The 16,175-nt window shown below is 72.8% G+C and carries 18 protein-coding genes; 12 read left to right on the forward strand and 6 right to left on the reverse strand.

All coding sequences use genetic code 11. The features are described from left to right. Window positions 1-17: 17 nt before the first annotated feature. The gene (locus CLV72_RS05850) at window positions 18-797 is read right to left on the reverse strand and encodes a glycerophosphodiester phosphodiesterase (protein ID WP_245929877.1); all 780 of its coding nucleotides are present in this window, start codon (window positions 795-797) and stop codon (window positions 18-20) included. A gap of 355 nt (window positions 798-1,152) precedes the next feature. On the opposite strand from CLV72_RS05850, the gene CLV72_RS05855 reads away from it, so the two are divergent. Genes CLV72_RS05855 through CLV72_RS05865 form a run of 3 tightly spaced genes read left to right on the forward strand, consistent with a single transcriptional unit; the run spans window position 1,153 to window position 4,903 of the window. After that, complete coding sequence (locus tag CLV72_RS05855; RefSeq protein ID WP_146159358.1) at window positions 1,153-3,096, forward strand: sensor domain-containing protein; 1,944 nt, start codon at window positions 1,153-1,155, stop codon at window positions 3,094-3,096. Further along, entirely contained in the window at window positions 3,051-3,728 is a 678-nt protein-coding gene (locus tag CLV72_RS05860; protein WP_106240407.1) for a response regulator transcription factor, read from the forward strand. The genes CLV72_RS05855 and CLV72_RS05860 overlap by 46 nt, the downstream gene beginning before the upstream one ends. Before the next feature lie 41 nt (window positions 3,729-3,769). Beyond that, window positions 3,770-4,903 carry a glycosyltransferase family 4 protein gene (locus CLV72_RS05865; protein WP_106240411.1) on the forward strand — a complete coding sequence of 378 codons (1,134 nt, stop codon included), beginning with the start codon at window positions 3,770-3,772 and terminating at the stop codon, window positions 4,901-4,903. Window positions 4,904-4,937: 34 nt separating this feature from the next. Here CLV72_RS05865 and CLV72_RS05870 read toward each other — a convergent pair whose 3' ends face one another. After that, window positions 4,938-5,423 carry an ATP-binding protein gene (locus tag CLV72_RS05870; RefSeq protein WP_211302720.1) on the reverse strand — a complete coding sequence of 162 codons (486 nt, stop codon included), beginning with the start codon at window positions 5,421-5,423 and terminating at the stop codon, window positions 4,938-4,940. A 350-nt stretch (window positions 5,424-5,773) separates the two neighbouring features. Here CLV72_RS05870 and CLV72_RS05875 point away from each other — a divergent pair, with 350 nt between their 5' ends. From CLV72_RS05875 to CLV72_RS05905, 7 genes are all read left to right on the forward strand, one after another. After that, entirely contained in the window at window positions 5,774-6,628 is an 855-nt protein-coding gene (locus CLV72_RS05875) for a helix-turn-helix domain-containing protein (protein ID WP_245929878.1), read from the forward strand. A 509-nt stretch (window positions 6,629-7,137) separates the two neighbouring features. Further along, a complete protein-coding gene (locus CLV72_RS05880; RefSeq protein ID WP_211302722.1) occupies window positions 7,138-7,371 on the forward strand; it encodes a DUF397 domain-containing protein in 234 nt (77 codons plus the stop codon). Between the two features lie 203 nt (window positions 7,372-7,574). Next, the gene (locus CLV72_RS05885) at window positions 7,575-7,883 is read left to right on the forward strand and encodes a hypothetical protein (protein ID WP_106240423.1); all 309 of its coding nucleotides are present in this window, start codon (window positions 7,575-7,577) and stop codon (window positions 7,881-7,883) included. A gap of 156 nt (window positions 7,884-8,039) precedes the next feature. Beyond that, window positions 8,040-8,834 carry a class I SAM-dependent methyltransferase gene (locus tag CLV72_RS05890; RefSeq protein ID WP_170140888.1) on the forward strand — a complete coding sequence of 265 codons (795 nt, stop codon included), beginning with the start codon at window positions 8,040-8,042 and terminating at the stop codon, window positions 8,832-8,834. Between the two features lie 460 nt (window positions 8,835-9,294). Continuing rightward, window positions 9,295-9,483, forward strand: a complete 189-nt coding sequence (locus tag CLV72_RS05895; protein ID WP_106240429.1) for a hypothetical protein — start codon at window positions 9,295-9,297, stop codon at window positions 9,481-9,483. 231 nt (window positions 9,484-9,714) lie between these two features. Continuing rightward, on the forward strand, window positions 9,715-9,939 hold the full coding sequence (locus CLV72_RS05900; RefSeq protein WP_106240431.1) for a hypothetical protein: 225 nt from the start codon (window positions 9,715-9,717) through the stop codon (window positions 9,937-9,939). Between the two features lie 334 nt (window positions 9,940-10,273). Further along, window positions 10,274-11,254 (forward strand): FkbM family methyltransferase, encoded by a 981-nt coding sequence (locus tag CLV72_RS05905; RefSeq protein ID WP_106240434.1) that lies wholly within the window; start codon window positions 10,274-10,276, stop codon window positions 11,252-11,254. A gap of 54 nt (window positions 11,255-11,308) precedes the next feature. Here the strand turns inward: CLV72_RS05905 and CLV72_RS05910 are convergent, their stop codons facing one another. Then, entirely contained in the window at window positions 11,309-11,617 is a 309-nt protein-coding gene (locus CLV72_RS05910; protein ID WP_106240437.1) for a hypothetical protein, read from the reverse strand. A gap of 142 nt (window positions 11,618-11,759) precedes the next feature. Between CLV72_RS05910 and corA the strand changes: the two genes are divergently transcribed. Next, window positions 11,760-12,734, forward strand: coding sequence for a magnesium/cobalt transporter CorA (gene corA / locus CLV72_RS05915; RefSeq protein ID WP_245929935.1), 975 nt, complete (start codon window positions 11,760-11,762; stop codon window positions 12,732-12,734). A 49-nt stretch (window positions 12,735-12,783) separates the two neighbouring features. On the opposite strand, the gene CLV72_RS05920 is transcribed toward corA, so the two are convergent. Next, window positions 12,784-13,755 (reverse strand): DMT family transporter, encoded by a 972-nt coding sequence (locus CLV72_RS05920; RefSeq protein WP_106240443.1) that lies wholly within the window; start codon window positions 13,753-13,755, stop codon window positions 12,784-12,786. 294 nt (window positions 13,756-14,049) lie between these two features. Here CLV72_RS05920 and CLV72_RS05925 point away from each other — a divergent pair, with 294 nt between their 5' ends. Then, window positions 14,050-14,922: a spermidine synthase gene (locus CLV72_RS05925; RefSeq protein ID WP_106240446.1), complete on the forward strand. Its 873-nt coding sequence runs from the start codon at window positions 14,050-14,052 to the stop codon at window positions 14,920-14,922. Between the two features lie 4 nt (window positions 14,923-14,926). Here the strand turns inward: CLV72_RS05925 and CLV72_RS05930 are convergent, their stop codons facing one another. Continuing rightward, on the reverse strand, window positions 14,927-15,631 hold the full coding sequence (locus tag CLV72_RS05930; protein ID WP_170140889.1) for a nucleotidyl transferase AbiEii/AbiGii toxin family protein: 705 nt from the start codon (window positions 15,629-15,631) through the stop codon (window positions 14,927-14,929). A gap of 31 nt (window positions 15,632-15,662) precedes the next feature. Continuing rightward, window positions 15,663-16,091 carry a hypothetical protein gene (locus CLV72_RS05935; RefSeq protein WP_245929880.1) on the reverse strand — a complete coding sequence of 143 codons (429 nt, stop codon included), beginning with the start codon at window positions 16,089-16,091 and terminating at the stop codon, window positions 15,663-15,665. Window positions 16,092-16,175 lie beyond the last annotated feature (84 nt).

Raw genomic sequence — 16,175 nt, forward strand, 5'->3', positions numbered from 1 at the left:
GCTCCCGGCCTGACGCCTCAGCGCACCGCCGCCCCCGCCGCGGCGAACTCGGCGGCCACCACATCGGGGTAGTCGGAGATCACGCCGTCCACCCCGTCGCGGATCATCTTGCGGATGAAGCGGCGCCGGTTGACCGTCCAGGCGAACACGCGCATCCCGTGGCCGCGCACCTGGCGCACGTACGGGGCGTTCACCCGGAGGAAGTGCGGGTTGACCAGGTCGGCGTAGGCCGACACCTGGCCCAGCCCGCGCTGGCCGTGCGCCCGGCCGAGGACGGCGGTGGACACCCACGGCAGCCGCCGCTTGACGGTGCCGACCAGGTCCCAGCAGAAGCTCTGCAGGATCAGCCGGGGCCGCCCGGGGGTGGCCGCGAGCCAGTACGGGTCGGCGGCGAGTTCGGCGAGCAGGTGCTCGGCCGAGGGCGCGGTCCCCCGCGACGCCTTGACCTCCAGCAGCACGCCGAGCTCCAGCGCGCGCAGCCGGTCCAGCGCCTGGCGCAGCGTCGGGATGGGCTCGCCGGCGAAGCGCCGGTCGAACCACGAGCCCGCGTCCAGCTCGCGCAGCTCGGCCAGGGTGAAGTCCGACGCGTTCCACGGGTGCCGGTCGGGGAAGCGCAGCCGGGCGTCGGAGGTGCGGCCGAGCGTGGGGTCGTGCAGCACCACGAGCTCGCCGTCGGCACTGAGCCGCACGTCGAGCTCGACCATGTCGGCGCCGCGCCGGGCGGCCTCGTCGATCGCGGCGAGGGTGTTCTCCGGCGCGTACGCCGAGGCACCGCGGTGGGCGATCACGGTCACCATCTCATCTCCCGTACGGCTCCGGGTCCGGCGCGGCGCCTGTGCGGCGGCGCGCTCGACGCCCACCGTCGAGCTTGACCAAGCGCGGTTATCGCCCGCTTTCGGCCAGGCGAGCGCGGGGTGAGCGTCTGCCGGGCATCGGGCGCCGGCGGCGGGCGCGCCGCCGTGCGCCCGCGGCCCGTCGGGACGCGGCGCGCCGGGGGAGCGGTACTGGGGATTCATCATCCGTTCAGCAAACCGCAGCGCGCCGTCCGGCGCAGGGTGGCGCGCCTGTGAAAATGCGGTAGTGCTAGCCCCACCTGCGCGGGTCTGCCTGGCCGGGTGGCGGCGGCCCCCCGTTGCGCCTACGGTCGTGTCCGTGGGTGAGGTCTCCCTCGGTGAGCTGCTGCGCAGCCCCCGGCTGCTGCTGTCGAGCTGGCCGTGGCGCTCGCTGTACTACCTGCTGGGCAGCTGCGTCGTGGGCGCCGTCACGCTCCCGGCGCTGCTGGTGCTGACCGGCGCCGGGGTGCTCACCCTCTCCTTCCTGATCGGTGTGCCGCTGCTGCTGCTGGTGCCGATGTTCGCCCGCGGCCTGGCCCGCCTGGAGCGGCGGCGGCTGGCCGTCATCGACCCCGCGCCGCTGCCCACGGTCCGGGCGGCCCGGCATTCGCCGGGTGCCTGGGGCTGGCTGTCCGGCCTGCTCAGGGACGGCTCCACCTGGCGCGACGTCGGCTACATGGTGCTGTTCGCCTTCGTGCTCGCGCCCTTCGACGCCGTCGTGCTGTGGGTGCTGGTGGTCGGCCCGCTGCCGATGGTGGCCGCGCCGCTCTACGCGCCCTCGGGCGCCCCGGTCGGCCCGACGGCGCTGCTGGACCTGTGGTGGCTGGCACGCTACGCCGACGGCTGGCTCGTCTCGCTGCTCGGGCTGGTGCTGCTGCTGGTCGCCGGCTACCTGCTCACCGTGCTCGCCGTCGTCCGGGTCCGGCTGGCCCGGGTGCTGCTCACCCACCAGCCCGAGCCCATCCTCGCCAAGACGGCCTGGCAGGCGATGACCCGCCAGCGCTTCCTGCTGTCGGCATGGCCGTGGCGCTCGGCCGTCTACCTGCTCAGCTCCGCGGCGGTCGCGCTGGTGGTGGGGGTGCTGCAGGCGGGGCTGCTGGTGGTGGGCGGCATCGGCTCGGTGGTCCTGATCGGGCTGCCGCTGCTGGCGCTGTCGCTGCTGGCCGGGGTGCCCGTCGCCTCCGTCGAGCGCTGGCGGCTGCGCCTGGTCGACACCGGCCCGGCCGCCGACCCGCACCGCGAGCCGGACGGCCCCGGGATGTGGAGCTGGCTGCTGACCCGCTACGGGGAGGCGGTCACCTGGCGGGAGCTGGGCTACACGGTGCTGTTCGTCGTGGTGCTCGCCCCGCTCGACCTGCTGGTGAGCATGCTCCTGCTCATCATCCCCGTTGCGCTGCTCAGCGCCCCGCTGGTGCTGATGTTCACCCAGGAGCCGGTGGCGATCGCCTTCTGGGAGATCTCCACCCTGCCCGAGTCCCTGTTCGCGGTCCCGGTCGGGCTGGTGCTTCTCGCCGTCTCCGGCTACCTGCTCACCGCCGTGGCGGGTTCGCGGGGCGCGCTGGCCCGGCTGATGCTGGCCCCGCACGAGGAGCAGCTGGGCGCCCAGCTGGTCGAGGTGGAGCGCTCGCGCGCCCGCCTGGTCGACGCCTTCGAGGTGGAGCGGCGCCGGATCGAGCGCGACCTGCACGACGGCGCCCAGCAGCGCCTGGTCTCCCTCGCGATGAGCCTGGGGCTGGCAAAGCTCGACCTGCCGCCGGGCTCCGAGGCGGCCGAGCAGGTCGCCTCGGCGCACGAGCAGGCCAAGCTGGCCCTGGCCGAGCTGCGCGAGCTGATCCGCGGCATCCACCCCCAGGTGCTCACCGACCGGGGCCTGCCCGCGGCGGTCGCCGACGTCGCCGACCGCTCACCGGTCGCGGTGACCGTCGACATGGAGCTGCCGCACCGTCTGCCCGGCGAGGTGGAGGCGGCGGCGTACTTCATGGTCAGCGAGGCGCTGTCCAATGTCGCCAAGCACAGCGGCGCGCGGCGCGCCATCGTCGCCGGCCGCTTCGCGGACGGCTCCCTCATCGTGGAGGTCACCGATGACGGCCGCGGCGGCGCGGATCCGTCGCTAGGCACCGGGATAACCGGTCTCGCGGACCGCGTCGCGGTCCTGGACGGCACACTAAAGTGGTCGAGTCCCCCCGGCGGCCCGACCGTGCTTCGTGTGGAGATCCCGTGCGCCCAGAGCAGCCTGACCGACCGGCAACCGGTCGCCGAGTAGTACTCGCGGAGGACGGCGTACTGCTGCGCGAAGGACTGGCCGGGCTGCTGGCCCGCTTCGGCTACCAGGTCGTCGCCACGGTCGGCGACGCCGACGGGCTGGTCGGCGCGGTGCGCGAGCACGCCCCCGACATCGTCGTCACCGACGTGCGGATGCCGCCCGGCTTCAGCGACGAGGGGCTGCGCGCGGCGGTGCGGCTGCGGGCCGAGCACGCGTCGCTGGCCGTGCTGGTGCTCAGCCAGTACGTCGAGCAGACCTACGCCACCGAGCTGCTGGACTCCTCCGGCGACGCGGGCGTGGGCTACCTGCTCAAGGACCGCATCGGCGATGTGGAGGAGTTCGTCGACGCGCTCGGCCGGGTGGCGGCGGGCGGCACCGTGGTCGACCCCGAGGTGGTGCGGCAGCTGCTGCGCCGCCGCCGCGACCCGCTCGAACGGCTCTCGCCCCGTGAGCGCGAGGTGCTGGCCCTGATGGCCGAGGGCCGCTCCAACGGCGCCATCGCCCGCGAGCTGGTGGTGAGCGAGGCGGCGGTCGGCAAGCACATCGGCAACATCCTCACCAAGCTCGACCTGCCGCCGGCCGAGGACACCCACCGCCGGGTGCTCGCGGTGCTGGCCTACCTGCGCGACTGACCCGCGCCCGGCCGGTGCGGCGAGGCGGTAGCGTCCCTGCCATGGGCCGCACCCTGATCGTCACCAACGACTTCCCGCCGCGCCAGGGCGGTATCGAGAGCTTCGTCTACGAGCTGGCCCGGCGCTTCGACCCCGGCGAGATCGTCGTCTACACCTCCGCGACCCCGGGAGCGGCGGAGTTCGACCGGCGGCTGGACTTCCCGGTGCTGCGCGACCGCTCCCGGGTGCTGCTGCCCACCGCCCGGATGACGGGCCGCGCCGTGGACGCCGCGCACGCCTTCGGCTGCGACTCCGTCTGGTTCGGTGCCGCCGCGCCGCTCGGCCTGATGGGTCCGCGGCTGCGCCGCGCGGGAGTGCGGCGCCTGGTGGCCACCACCCACGGCCACGAGGTCTGGTGGTCGCGGGTGCCCGGCACCTCGGCGGCGCTGCGCCGGATAGGCGACGCCGTCGACGTGCTCACCTACCTGGGCGACTACACCCGCAGCCGCATCGCCCGCTCGCTGCGCCCCGAGGCGGCCGGGCGGATGCGCCGTCTGGTGCCCGGCGTCGACGCCGAGACCTTCGCGCCCGGCGGCGACGGGGAGAGGGTGCGGGCCGAGTACGGCCTGGGCGACCGGCCGGTGGTGGTGTGCGTCTCGCGGCTGGTGCCGAGGAAGGGGCAGGACACCCTGATCCGGGCGCTGCCGCGGCTGCGCCGCGAGGTGCCTGGCGCCACCCTGCTCATCGTCGGCCGCGGCCCCGACGAGTCGCGGCTGCGCTCGCTGGCCCGGCGCTGCGGGGTGGCCGACGCGGTGGTCTTCGCGGGCGGGCAGCCCCACCACGCGGTACCGGCCTTCTTCGCGGCCGGGGACGTCTTCGCGATGCCCTGCCGGACCCGGCGCGGCGGCCTCGAACCTGAGGCGCTGGGCATCGTCTACCTGGAGGCGGCGGCGACCGGACTGCCCGTGGTGGTGGGGGACTCCGGCGGCGCGCCCGACACGGTGCGCGACGGCGAGACCGGCTACGTGGTGCGGGGCGGCGTCCCGGACGACACCGCGCGGCGGCTGGCCGAGCTGCTCGGCGACCGCGGACTGGCGCGGGCGATGGGGGAGAAGGGACGGGCCTGGGTGCGCCAGCACTGGAGCTGGGACCGGTCGCACCGCGCGCTCGCCGCGCTGCTGCGCGGGGACGGCTGACCTGGCCGGGACGCGGGCCGTGCGGGCGCGGCCCTCAGTGGCCGACGACGGCCCAGACGACCTTCCCGCCGTGTTCGAGCGGGGTGCAGCCCCACTCCTGGCTGAACGAGCTGACCAGGTAGAGGCCACGTCCGGTCTCGTTGATGAAGTCCGGCGACTTCTCCACGGGGGTGCGGTCGCTGGGGTCGCGCACCGTGCACATCACCTGGGAGTCCTCCCGAAGCAGGCTCAGCTCGATCGGCCGTCCCAGCACGGGGGCGGCGAGCGGGCCGGAACGGGTGCCGCGCTCCAGGCCGACCCCGTGGCGCAGCGCGTTCGTGACCAGTTCGGACACGACGAGGGTGAGGTCGTCGCTCAGGTGCGACAGGCCCCAGCGCCGCAGGGTGTCGGCGGTGAAGCCGCGGGCGGTCTTGACGGACTCGAGCACCGGCCGGAGCGGGCAGCTGGCCGTCTCGGCCGCGGGGGCCGGGACCCGCGGTTCCGGAGCGGGGGCCCGGTGCTCGTAGGGGTGTCGGGGCAACTCGGTGGACTCCTTAACCGTCGTCGCACAGCCGACGTGCGAGTCGCTGGTCGCGGTACCAGACATCCAGCCCGAGTCCATCGTCATCCCCGCTGTGTCCCAACACTCGTGATCGGCAGGCTACGGCTAGCGTCCCTCTAGCATCGGTCGTCCGAGCTGCAGATGCAAGAGTGGATGCACGTGCAGATGCAGTGTGCGAGTAGATTTTAAGCACGAACAAACGCCCGATGAGACCTGAGTTCTGAACAAAACAGTGGCAAACTATGCGCTGTGCATGCCGTGGGAGGGGCGGGCCTGTGAGCAAGGGGCAGCAGGGCAGCGGATCTACAGTCCGCCGTGTCCTCCTCGGCATGCAGTTGCGGAGACTGCGCGAGGCCCGGGGCATCAGCCGCGAGGCGGCCGGATACGAGATCCGGGCGTCCGAATCTAAGATCAGCCGGATGGAGCTGGGCCGCGTCAGCTTCAAGCGGCGCGACATCGAGGACCTGCTCACCTACTACGGCGTCACCGGCACCGAGCGCGTCGAGATCCTGGAACTGACCCAGGAGGCCAACCAGCCGGGCTGGTGGCACCGCTACAACGACATCATGCCGCACTGGTTCCAGTCCTACGTGGGCTTCGAGCAGGCGGCCAGCCGGATCAGGACCTACGAGATCCAGTTCGTCCCCGGCCTGCTCCAGACCGAGGAGTACGCCCGCAGCGTCATCGGCGCCGCCCAGGGCGCCGGCGCCACCGACGACGTCGAGCGGCGGGTGGCCATGCGGATGAGACGCCAGCAGCTGCTGACCACCACCGAGGGCGAGCGCCTCCAGCTGTGGGCGGTCATCGACGAGGCCGCGCTGCGGCGCAGGATCGGCAACCCGTCGGTGATGCGCGGTCAGGCCGAACACCTCATCGCGCTCAGCAAGCGGCCCAACATCACGATCCAGGTCATGCCCTTTCGATTCGGCGGTCACACCGCCGAGGGCGGTGCTTTCAGCATCCTGCGCTTCCCCGAGGCCGACATGACCGACATCGTCTACGTCGAGCAGCTGACCAGCGCGCAGTACCTGGAGAAAGCCGACGAGATCGAGCGCTACACCCAGGTCATGGACCAGCTCAGCGTCGACAGCATGACCCCGCGCGAGACCGTCCGCACCCTGGACCAGTACGCCAAGACCCTCCGCGAGCTGGAGAACCGCGAGGAGAGCGCCGAAGCGCGCTGAGGCCGGCCCGCTCCGCCGCCTTCTCCCCTTCCGCAAGCCCTCTCGAGGGGCCGTCCGGCGTGCCTCGCCCGGTCTCCCGGCTGCCGCGTGTCCCGCTGAGCGGCCTTCCGGACCGGGATTCGGGCCGTTCGGAGCGAGAAGTTTTGTGGCCGCATTACCGCCGATCCGCTCACCCGCGGTGATCTTGATGACGGACCGTGTCGGCGCGACGAGCGGAATTCTGGCATACGGGAAAGCGGTGTGACGCAGGGTAGTCCCACCCGCCATCGCGCCCGCGCTCGACCAACTGTGCAAATGACGAAGCAGATGACAGCGCATCTGCACGTGCATATGCTTGTGATCAAGAAGGACCCGGCGTACCGCCGCGACCGGCAGAGATGCCGGAGCGGCCCGCGCCTACGCGTTGACAGCATCGGATGCGGCGTCCCGCGTGCCGCATCCGCCCCCGGTTCCGTTGAGTCCCGCTATCTCAGCGGCGGATCACCGGCCGATCGAAGGAGATGGAGACGATGGAAGTTCGCAACGGCATGCCGGCGACCGCTCTGCCTGGTGTCATGTGGCAGAAGAGCTCGTACAGCAACTCGCAGGGCAACTGCGTGGAGATGGCGCGGCTGGCCAACGGCGAGGTCGCCGTCCGCAACTCCCGGTTCCCCGAGGGACCCGCGCTCGTCTACACGAAGGCCGAAGTCGACGCCCTCATCCAGGGCATGAAGTCCGGCGAGTTCGACGACCTGGTGTACTGATCGCCCCAGAGTTCGACCACTCCAAAGGACCGGAACTTTCCGGTGGGGGAGGACGGGCCGGCACCACGCGCAGGCGTGGAGCCGGCCCTCGGTCGTTGCGGGGCGGACGCCGGGCGGCCCGCGGCGGCGCCGTTTCGCCCCGGGGCGGGCGGGCAAGGGCGAAGTGTCCGTCCGCCCGAGCCGCCACCAGGGAGTGACCAGGTGTGAGCCGCTTCGAAGACATGTCAGAGCGCCGCAAGGGCCCCGAGACCGAGAAGGACCTGCCGGGACGAGCCGCGACCGGATCCGGCGAGCAGCCCCGCCCCCACATGATCGGCCCCTCGGGGAGCCCGCACGGCAGCCTGCGCTCGTGGCTGCTGGTGGCGGTCGTCATCGCCGCCTTCGTGGCCGGCGGGATCGCCCTCATCATCAACGCGTGGTGGCTGTTTTGGACCGCCGCCGCGATCGTCGTGCTCAGTGTCCCGGCCGGCAAGCTGATCGGCATCATGGAGGACACCGTGGAGCGGCCCTGACCGTCCGCTCCGCCGAGTCCCCGAGCCGCCATGACCATCCGTTGAATCGTTACCCGCCCGGCCTTGACCGCGTGCACCTGTGAGCTTCACCGAATCCTCCGGCGCCGTTAACGGCACGGCGGCCCCTCGTCTCCGGGCATGGCCCAGGATCGGTCCATGGTGCACTCCGACGCGGCCGCCGCCGCCCCCGCTGGAGCCATGGACCGCCCGGCCGAAGGCTGGCGGACCGGCTGCGCCCAGCGCCTGGTCGAACTCGCCCGCCCCCGCCCGGGCGACCGCGTGCTCGACGCCGCCACCGGCACCGGCCAGGCGGCCGCCGCGGCCGCCCGCCTCGCCGGGCCGCAGGGGAAGGTGACGGGGGTCGACATCGGCGCGGGCAAGCTCGACCGCCTGCGCCGGTCGCTGCTGGCCGACGGGCTGACCAATGTCGAACTGCGGCATGCCGACGCCACCTACCTGGACGACTACGACGACGCCAGCTTCGACATGGTGGTCTGCTCGGCCGCCCTGCTGGCGCTGCCGGTCGGGCCGGCCCTGCGCGAGTGGCACCGGCTGCTCGCCCCCGGCGGGCTGGTCGCCTTCTCCAGCTGGCACGTCGGCTTCCCCACGGCGGCCCGGCTGTTCCGCCGCTGCGCCGCCGAGTTCGGACTGGAGCTGGACGATCCGAGCGCTCCGCTGGGCACCGTCGAGCGCTGCCGCGTCGCGCTGGAGCGGGCGGCCTTCACCCCGGTGACCTTCGCCATCGAACCGGTCCGGCTCTCCGACGCCGACCTGGCACGGGCCTGGCGCGACCACGCCGAGCGCCCGCACGGGCAGGCGCTGGCCGGCCTGGCGCCTGAGCGCCGCGCGCTGCTGCGCCGCCGGTACCGCGCCGCGCTCGCCGAGGCGCTCGCCGCCGACGAGCGCGCGATGCGCGAGGCGGACGTCATTTATGCGCTCGGCCGCAAATAGCAGACCACCGCCGCTGTGCCCTGGGTCACCCTATTAAGTATTGCGCATCACAGCACAGAGGGATGCGTGTAACAGCCGTGCTAACGGCATGTGGGTGCGAGGTAACGTGCGGCCGCCCAGAGTGCCCTGGCGGTGTAATCCTGGTCACGAACGGCAGTTTCCGTGGCATTCGGTGTTCGAAGCGCTCCGCGAGCACGTAGCATTGCATACAGCATCCAATGGCTAGGCTCACCTGGTCGCAGGGGATGCCGGGCGTGTCGCTGGCCGGAGGCATCCGGCCGACGGGGAATGCGGCGGCGCGCCGAGGAGTTGCAACCGGTGCATGGGCGTTTCAATGAGGAGGCGCCGGTGCCGGAGCTGAGAATGTCGAATTGAGCGACCTGATCAGTCGAATAGTCGATCAAAGCGGCGAAAACGATCACGCCATATCATGCGCCGCCTTGAGGAGCAGGAAAAACAAATGAGCGCCATTGTCATCACGACCTTCGTCATCGGCATCGTCGGCCTGGGGAGCCTGGCGCTGGCGGGCGCGGTCGTCTCCGCCGTCCGCGAGCTCGCGCAGGGCCGCGTCGGCCACTACATCGACGCCGCGCCGACCCCCGCCCCCGCCGTCCGCGAGGAGCGGGTGCTGGAGGGCAGCGCCGCCTGAGCGCGATCAAGGACCGGGCAACCGGGCCGCCCCGGGCGGGTGGCGGGACCGGTTGCCCCTTCTCCACAGGGATCCCCGAGGTCCCGGCCGCGGCCGCCGTGCACCGAGCACGGCGGCCGCCGCCGTCCCCGGGTGCCGCCGGGGTGCCGCGCGGGATAGCAAAGCTTGGCCTCGCGGCCAGGGGTCGGCGCGGCGCCGGAGGGGCACAGCAGTGCTCGGAGGTGGTGCGAGATGGCCACGACGAACGGACTGACCCACCTGGCGACCTTCTGCGGGCAGTGCAACTGCGGCTGCCCCGAGTTGTTCGTCGACCCCGGCGCCCCCGAGGAGCGCAGGATCGTCCTCACCGACGACTTCGGGCAGCGGGTGCAGATGAGCGCCGGGCAGTTCCGCGATCTGGTCGAGCAGGCGCGGGCGGGCCGGCTGGGCGAACTGCTGGACGCCGCCGCGGTCTGACGGGGCGGACGGGCCGACATCAGTCACCCGACCGATACAGAACTCCTGGTGGCGGCCGTAACGTGGAGATCGGCGGGACGCGCTCCCGCCCTGTCGGGGGATATGAGGACCTCTGGCCGTCCGTGAACCTGGGGGGAGCACGGACGGGCCAGAGGTCTCTCATTTCCGCCGCCTTCCGCCGCCCCTCGCCCGCCGGTCCCCGCGCAGGTCGGGGCGGCCGCCGTCCCTCGCCGGGCCGGGCGAGCCCGGCCGAAGGCGCACACCGCCCGTGCACGGGCGGTGTAGCTTGGGCGTGCCGTCCAGGCACGGAGTCCGAGTTCCAGGTGGTGAGGGTGTGGCGGTGCAGGCGACCGACGAACAGCGGGACGACTACCGGTCGAGCGCCGTCGGGCGGCGGCGCAGCTGGTACGGGACGAAGAAGCACGTCAAGCGGGTGCTCGGCTGGAGAGTGCCCAATCTGGTGATGCGCGGGGCGGTGAACGTGCTCCGCCCCGACCTCCGCCGCACCGGCCGGCTGCCGGCCCCGGCGGCACTGCGCGAGGTCGTGGGCATCGTCGACGAGAGCCGCTTCGTCATGCTGCGGCCGTCGATGTGCGTCATCGCCAAGGAGCTGTACTGGGGCCACGGCCGCCGGCCGCAGGCGGGCGACGACTTCGCGGTCCGGCTGGTGGCGGCGGTGGCCCGCCACTCCGACGTGCTCTTCGACATCGGCGCCTACACCGGGCTGTTCACCCTGGTGGGCACCGCCGTCAACGACAAGCTGCGCGCGCACACCTTCGAGATCGTGCCCGAGGTGTACCGCGCCCTGTTCGACAACGTCGTGCGCAACCGGGTGCTGGACCGCACCACCCTGCACCACGTGGGCGTCGGCGACCCCGAGACGACCATCACCATGCCCGTCGCCTCCGGAGACTCCGCGCTGCCGAGCTTCTACTCGGCCTCGCTGTCGTTCAACGACGGCATCCCGATCGCGGTGCGCTCCTGGGACTCCTTCGCCGACGAGGTGCCGGCCGGCTCGCGGGTGGTCGTCAAGATCGACGTCGAGGGCACCGAGGACGACGTGTTCCGCCACGGCCAGCGCTTCCTGGCCGAGCACCGCCCCGACATGCTCTGCGAGGTGCTGCACGAACACGCCGACGGCGCCGAGCTGGCCGCGCTGCTCAAGCCGCACGGCTACCGCTTCCACCTGGTCCGCGAGCACGACCTGGCGCCCGCGGGGGAGCTGGTGCCCGACCAGGTGCACCGCGACTGGTTCTTCACCACCCGCGGCGAGGACGAGCTGACCGCGATGGGCATCGAGATCGGCGAGCGCTAGCCGGGCGCGGAACCGGGGCGCCCGCCTCGCGTCGGGCGCCCCGGCCGCACGGCCTCAGGCAGCGTTCACCCGGGCCGCGCCGGTGGGCCGCTCCATGACGGCCAGACACTGCTCCACCTGCGCGTTCAGCTCGCCGAGCAACTCCCAGGCGAGGTTCAGCTCGTCAAGGGCGGCCTCACTGAGCTCCGCGCCGTGCACCTGGCGCAGCCGGGTGGTGAGCACGGTGAGCCGCCGGCCCAGCACGGCATAGCGGAGCGCGAGTTCTTCCCGGTACTCGGGAGCGGCCACCGCCGGCCCGGGAGGGGCCGCCAGCTGGGTCGCCAGGGTGTGGATGACCTGGTCGAGCAGATCCTTCGAACTCATGTTCGAGAACCTACCACTCGGCGGCGACGCGTGGCGAGTGCACCCGACATCCGGCCGACCGGGCGGATGACCAGGTGCGGCCGTCCGAAACGATCAGTTCGGGATGCGTTCACCGGACAAGCACCCATAATTGGTCCCCGTGATGACGGAATGCGCGATCTACCGCGCTCGTGAACGAATCGACGTCGAGGGTGACATCAGCGACACCCTGGACGAGGCCCTGCTCTCGGACGACCGCGCCTTCTGCTGGATCGACCTGCACGAGCCGACCGAGACCGAGTTCGACCTCGCCTCCAGTGAGCTGAACCTGCACCCCCTCGCGGTCGAGGACGCGGTGGAGGCGCACCAGCGGCCCAAACTGGAGCGCTACGGCGACGTCCTCCTGGTCGTCCTGAAGACGCTGAGCTACGACCGCGCCAACACCGACGTGCGCACCGGCGAACTCATGCTGTTCATCGGCCGCAGCTACGTCATCACGGTGCGCCACGGCGACGTCGACCCGCTCGGGCAGGTCCGCCGCCGGCTCGACAAGGACCCGACCCTGATCGACTTCGGCCCCTCGGCCGTCCTCTACGGCGTCATCGACGCGGTCGTGGACCGCTACGTCGACATCGTCGACGAGGTGCACGCCGCGGTGACCGACCTGGAGGAGCGCGTGTTCGTCTCCACCCGGGGCCCGGTGGCCGAGGACATCTACGCGCTCAAGCGCGAGGTGCTGGAGATCCACAACGCCGTCGACCCGCTGGTGCCGGTGGTCAGCTCGATCGTGACGGGCGAGTCGGTGCGGGTCGCGCCGGAGGCGCTGCCCTTCTTCCGCGACGTCGCCGACCACGTCATGCTGGTCGACAGCCGGGTGGACTCCCTCAACGAGCTGCTCCCGCAGGTGCTGGCCGCGCACCTCGCCCAGGTCGGCGTGCAGCAGAACGACGACGCCCGGCGGATCACCGCGTGGGCGGCGATCTTCGCCATGCCGACGATGATCGCCGGCATCTACGGGATGAACTTCGACGTCATGCCCGAGCTGCGCTGGGCCTTCGGGTACCCGATGGCGATCTTCGCCATGGTGGCCGTCTGCACGGTCCTGTTCGTGATGTTCCGCCGCAGCCGCTGGCTGTGAGCCGCCGGCGCGGGCCCGCCCCCGGCGGCCCCGCGCCGGCGGCCGCCGCCTAGCCGCGGCGCCGCCGCGGCGCCGCGTACTCCACCGCCACCGCGGCCGCCAGCAGCAGCGCCCCGACGGCGCCGGCCGTGCTCAGCCGGTCGCCCAGGAGCAGCACGCCCAGCACCGTCGCGGTCAGCGGCTCCAGGATCACCGCCAGCGCCGCCGCTGAGGTGGGCGCGGTACGCAGCCCGGAGAAGTAGGCGACGTAGGCCAGCGCCGTCGGGACGGCCCCCAGGTACAGCGCGGCCGCCCAGGACGCGGCCGTCGCGGGCACCGCCAGGCCCGCGAAGGCGGCCGGGCCCAGCAGCAGGGCGCCGCCGACCAGGCAGCCCAGGCCGGTGACGCCCAGCGCGTCCAGGCCCGGCACCGACGTGCGGTTCAGCAGGGTGAGGACGGCGAAGCCGAGGCCCGCCAGCAGCGCGGCGCCGACCCCGGCCGCCGTCCCCCAGCCGTCCGCCTCCAGGCCGGGCGCGCCCGCGAGCAGCACCAGGCCGGCCACCGCGAGCAGCAGCGCCGCCAGCAGCCGCCCGGCCGGGCGGCGCCGGGTCAGCACCACCATGCCGGCCGTGACGAACACCGGCACACTGCCGATCGTCACCAGGGTGGCCAGGCTGACCGACAGCAGCGACACCGAGGCGAAGTACGCCGCCTGATAGAGGCCGAGCAGGGCGCCGGCCGCCAGCAGCCGCCGGACCACCGCGCCGCGCAGCGGCACCCGCGCCAGCCGTCCGGTGACCGCGAGCACCAGGGTGACGGCCAGCCCGCCCAGCAGCAGCCGGTAGGCGGCGACGGCGAGCGGGTGCAGTTCGGCGGTGCGCTGCAGGACGTAGCCGGCGACACCGCCGGTGCCCCACAGCACTCCGGCCGCCACCAGCAGCAGCGGACCGGAGGCACCGCGGCGCGGTCGCGCGGACGGGGATCCGGCCGGATGGGCGGCAGGTTCGGAAGCAGTACGAGAAGAAGCAGCCTGACCAGGCATTTCGGGCACAGAGAACTCCAGCGTCGACGTTTCGGGGAGTCGTCGGCGCGGGCTCGTGCTGTGAACTACACCGCCCGCGCGCTACCGGAGCGGCGGCGGGGTGCAGAAGATGAGATCAGGCCGGGCCATGGCGACGAGTCTAGGGGAGCCCGCCGGGCCGCTGCCGGGCAGGGGCGGCGCCCGCCTCCGCGTGCCGGTCCCCGGCGCGGAGGGAGCGTACGGGCGCCGGCGACCGCCGCACTCGGCCGTCCTGTGCCGTCCGGGTCCGCCCGGACGGTGCTTCACACTGGAACCATGAGCTCTCGACGGCCCAGACGCGCGGCCGAACACGACGACGGGCTGACGGCGCACACCGTCGCGGGGGGCCGGGCCGAGCTGCTGGCCGATCTGGACCGGCCCAACGGCTGGATGCTGATCGTCAACGACACACCCCAGTCCCACGTCGACCTCGACGACCCCACCCGGCTGGAGTTCGAGTACGTGCGGCGCCTGGCGCACGCCGTCGACCTGGCGGCCGACGACGGCGCCCCGATCGACGCCGTCCACCTCGGCGCGGGCGCCCTCACCCTCGCCCGCTACATCGCCGCCACCCGGCCCGGCTCCCGCCAGCGCGCCGTGGAGATTGACACCGAGCTGACGGAGCTGGTGCGCCGCCGGCTGCCGTGGGACCCCCGCGCCCGCATCCGCGTCAGCGGCGCCGACGCGCGGGAGTGGCTGACCCGCCAGCGGGCCGCCTCGGCCGACATCGTCATCGCCGACGTCTTCGCCGGCGCCCGCACCCCGGCGCACCTCAACTCCGCGGAGTTCGTGGCCGAGGCCGCCCGGGTGCTGCGCGACGGCGGCGTCTACGCGGCCAACATCGCCGACGGCCGCCCGCTGGCGCACATCCGCGCCCAGGCCGCGACGGTCGGCGGCGTCTTCGCCCACGTCCTGGTGATCGGCGAGCCCGCCGTGCTGCGCGGCCGGCGCTTCGGCAACCTGGTGCTGGTCGCCGCGCACGACCCGCTGCCCGTCGCGGAGCTCACCCGCCGCACCGCCCGCGACGCGATGCCCGCCCGCGTGCTGGCCGGCGAGGAGCTGGCCCGCTTCACCTCGGGCGTCGCCCCCGTCCACGACGCCGCCGCCACCCCCTCCCCGGCACCCCCCGACGGCGTCTTCCTGCGCTGAGCCGCTACTCGTCCAGGTACTCCGCGTACGACGCCCACGGCGCGTCCGGCTCCCCGTCCTCCCCGGCGGCCAGGCGCTCGTTGATGTCCTGCGACCACCGCGCCGCGAAGACCTGGATCTCGCGCACCCGCTCCGCGCCGATCCCGTACGCGGCCAGCAGTTCGGGATCCATCTCGTTGACGAAGTCCAGCCGCTCGGCGAGATCGGTCAGTGAACCGACGGCACTGTGCGCCCGCCCCAGGTTCTCCAGTTCGGTGAAGGAGAAGTACTCACCCGCGGCGGCGAGGTCGATGATGTCGCGCGGCAGACTGCGATTGCAGATGGCCCGCATCTTCAGTCCGACGGCGTCTTCGAGCGAGATGACGCGACCGATGTCGAGCCCGACCGGAGGGTGGAGCAGTGGCTCCTTGAGCAGGTCCACCTCGCACGCCTCGCGCGAGACGGGGTCTATGACCAGCAGCCGGGCCATCAGCGGGCTTCCCTCGATGATCTCCACGTCGTAACCGGAGTCGCGGTACGCGGTGGCCAGATCCTCCAGGGTGCGCTCGATCGGGACCTCCGTCGAGATGACGAAGTCCAGATCCTGGCTCGGACGCTCGACCAGCCCGTGGGCGCGTACGGCGTAGCCGCCCGCGAGGCAGAGCCCGTAAGCGTCCTGTAGCCGATACGCGACGTCAAGCAGTTGACGATGGAGACGAGGGAGTTCCACCGGGTGGAGCCCTTCAGGGGGAGAAGGCCGGTCAGTCGTGCGGGACGGCGAGGCGCAGCTCCGGGAAGCGCTCCTCCCAGGGAGTGCGGAACACCGGTCCGAACGCGCGGCGCAGCACAGGCCAGTCGGCCACCAGGTGCCCGGCGTTGAGGTACGTGATGTAGTCCTCCGCCAGCCCTTCGGTGATCACCAACTGGTACAGCCCGACACGGATGCCCGGGCGGCCCACGTCGAAGGACCTCATACCCGACCAGGCCAGCCGGAGCGGCGGCCGGACGACGCCGTCGGCAGGTCCGCGCAGGGCGTCCAGGGATGACGGAATCCGGTCTGACACATGTGCGTAGCGGACGGCGTCGGGGGAGCGCAGCCGGCCGGTGGAGGGCGCCGCTGTGCCGTTGGATCGCACAGGGCTCGGCGCACCGGGGTTCCACAAGGGAAGGTGCGGCTCGGGTCGGCTCATGCGGCCATTATCCCCGGAGCACGGCCGTAGCGCACACGATGGCGTGGACGGTGCCGTTCGTGCCTGAACAGCGCGAAGCCGCGA

It is taken from the genome of Allonocardiopsis opalescens (assembly GCF_003002095.1).
Taxonomy (GTDB): domain Bacteria; phylum Actinomycetota; class Actinomycetes; order Streptosporangiales; family Streptosporangiaceae; genus Allonocardiopsis; species Allonocardiopsis opalescens.

What these genes read in the sequence shown, in the direction of transcription:
- corA (WP_245929935.1), top strand. Translation starts at nt 11,760, where the DNA reads ATGACGGAATGCGCGATCTACCGCGCTCGTGAACGAATCGACGTCGAG.
- CLV72_RS05895 (WP_106240429.1), top strand. Translation starts at nt 9,295, where the DNA reads ATGAGCGCCATTGTCATCACGACCTTCGTCATCGGCATCGTCGGCCTG.
- CLV72_RS05935 (WP_245929880.1), bottom strand. Translation starts at nt 16,091, where the DNA reads ATGAGCCGACCCGAGCCGCACCTTCCCTTGTGGAACCCCGGTGCGCCG.
- CLV72_RS05910 (WP_106240437.1), bottom strand. Translation starts at nt 11,617, where the DNA reads ATGAGTTCGAAGGATCTGCTCGACCAGGTCATCCACACCCTGGCGACC.
- CLV72_RS05880 (WP_211302722.1), top strand. Translation starts at nt 7,138, where the DNA reads ATGGAAGTTCGCAACGGCATGCCGGCGACCGCTCTGCCTGGTGTCATG.
- CLV72_RS05890 (WP_170140888.1), top strand. Translation starts at nt 8,040, where the DNA reads ATGGTGCACTCCGACGCGGCCGCCGCCGCCCCCGCTGGAGCCATGGAC.
- CLV72_RS05865 (WP_106240411.1), top strand. Translation starts at nt 3,770, where the DNA reads ATGGGCCGCACCCTGATCGTCACCAACGACTTCCCGCCGCGCCAGGGC.
- CLV72_RS05920 (WP_106240443.1), bottom strand. Translation starts at nt 13,755, where the DNA reads ATGCCTGGTCAGGCTGCTTCTTCTCGTACTGCTTCCGAACCTGCCGCC.
- CLV72_RS05900 (WP_106240431.1), top strand. Translation starts at nt 9,715, where the DNA reads ATGGCCACGACGAACGGACTGACCCACCTGGCGACCTTCTGCGGGCAG.
- CLV72_RS05925 (WP_106240446.1), top strand. Translation starts at nt 14,050, where the DNA reads ATGAGCTCTCGACGGCCCAGACGCGCGGCCGAACACGACGACGGGCTG.
- CLV72_RS05875 (WP_245929878.1), top strand. Translation starts at nt 5,774, where the DNA reads ATGCAGTTGCGGAGACTGCGCGAGGCCCGGGGCATCAGCCGCGAGGCG.
- CLV72_RS05850 (WP_245929877.1), bottom strand. Translation starts at nt 797, where the DNA reads ATGGTGACCGTGATCGCCCACCGCGGTGCCTCGGCGTACGCGCCGGAG.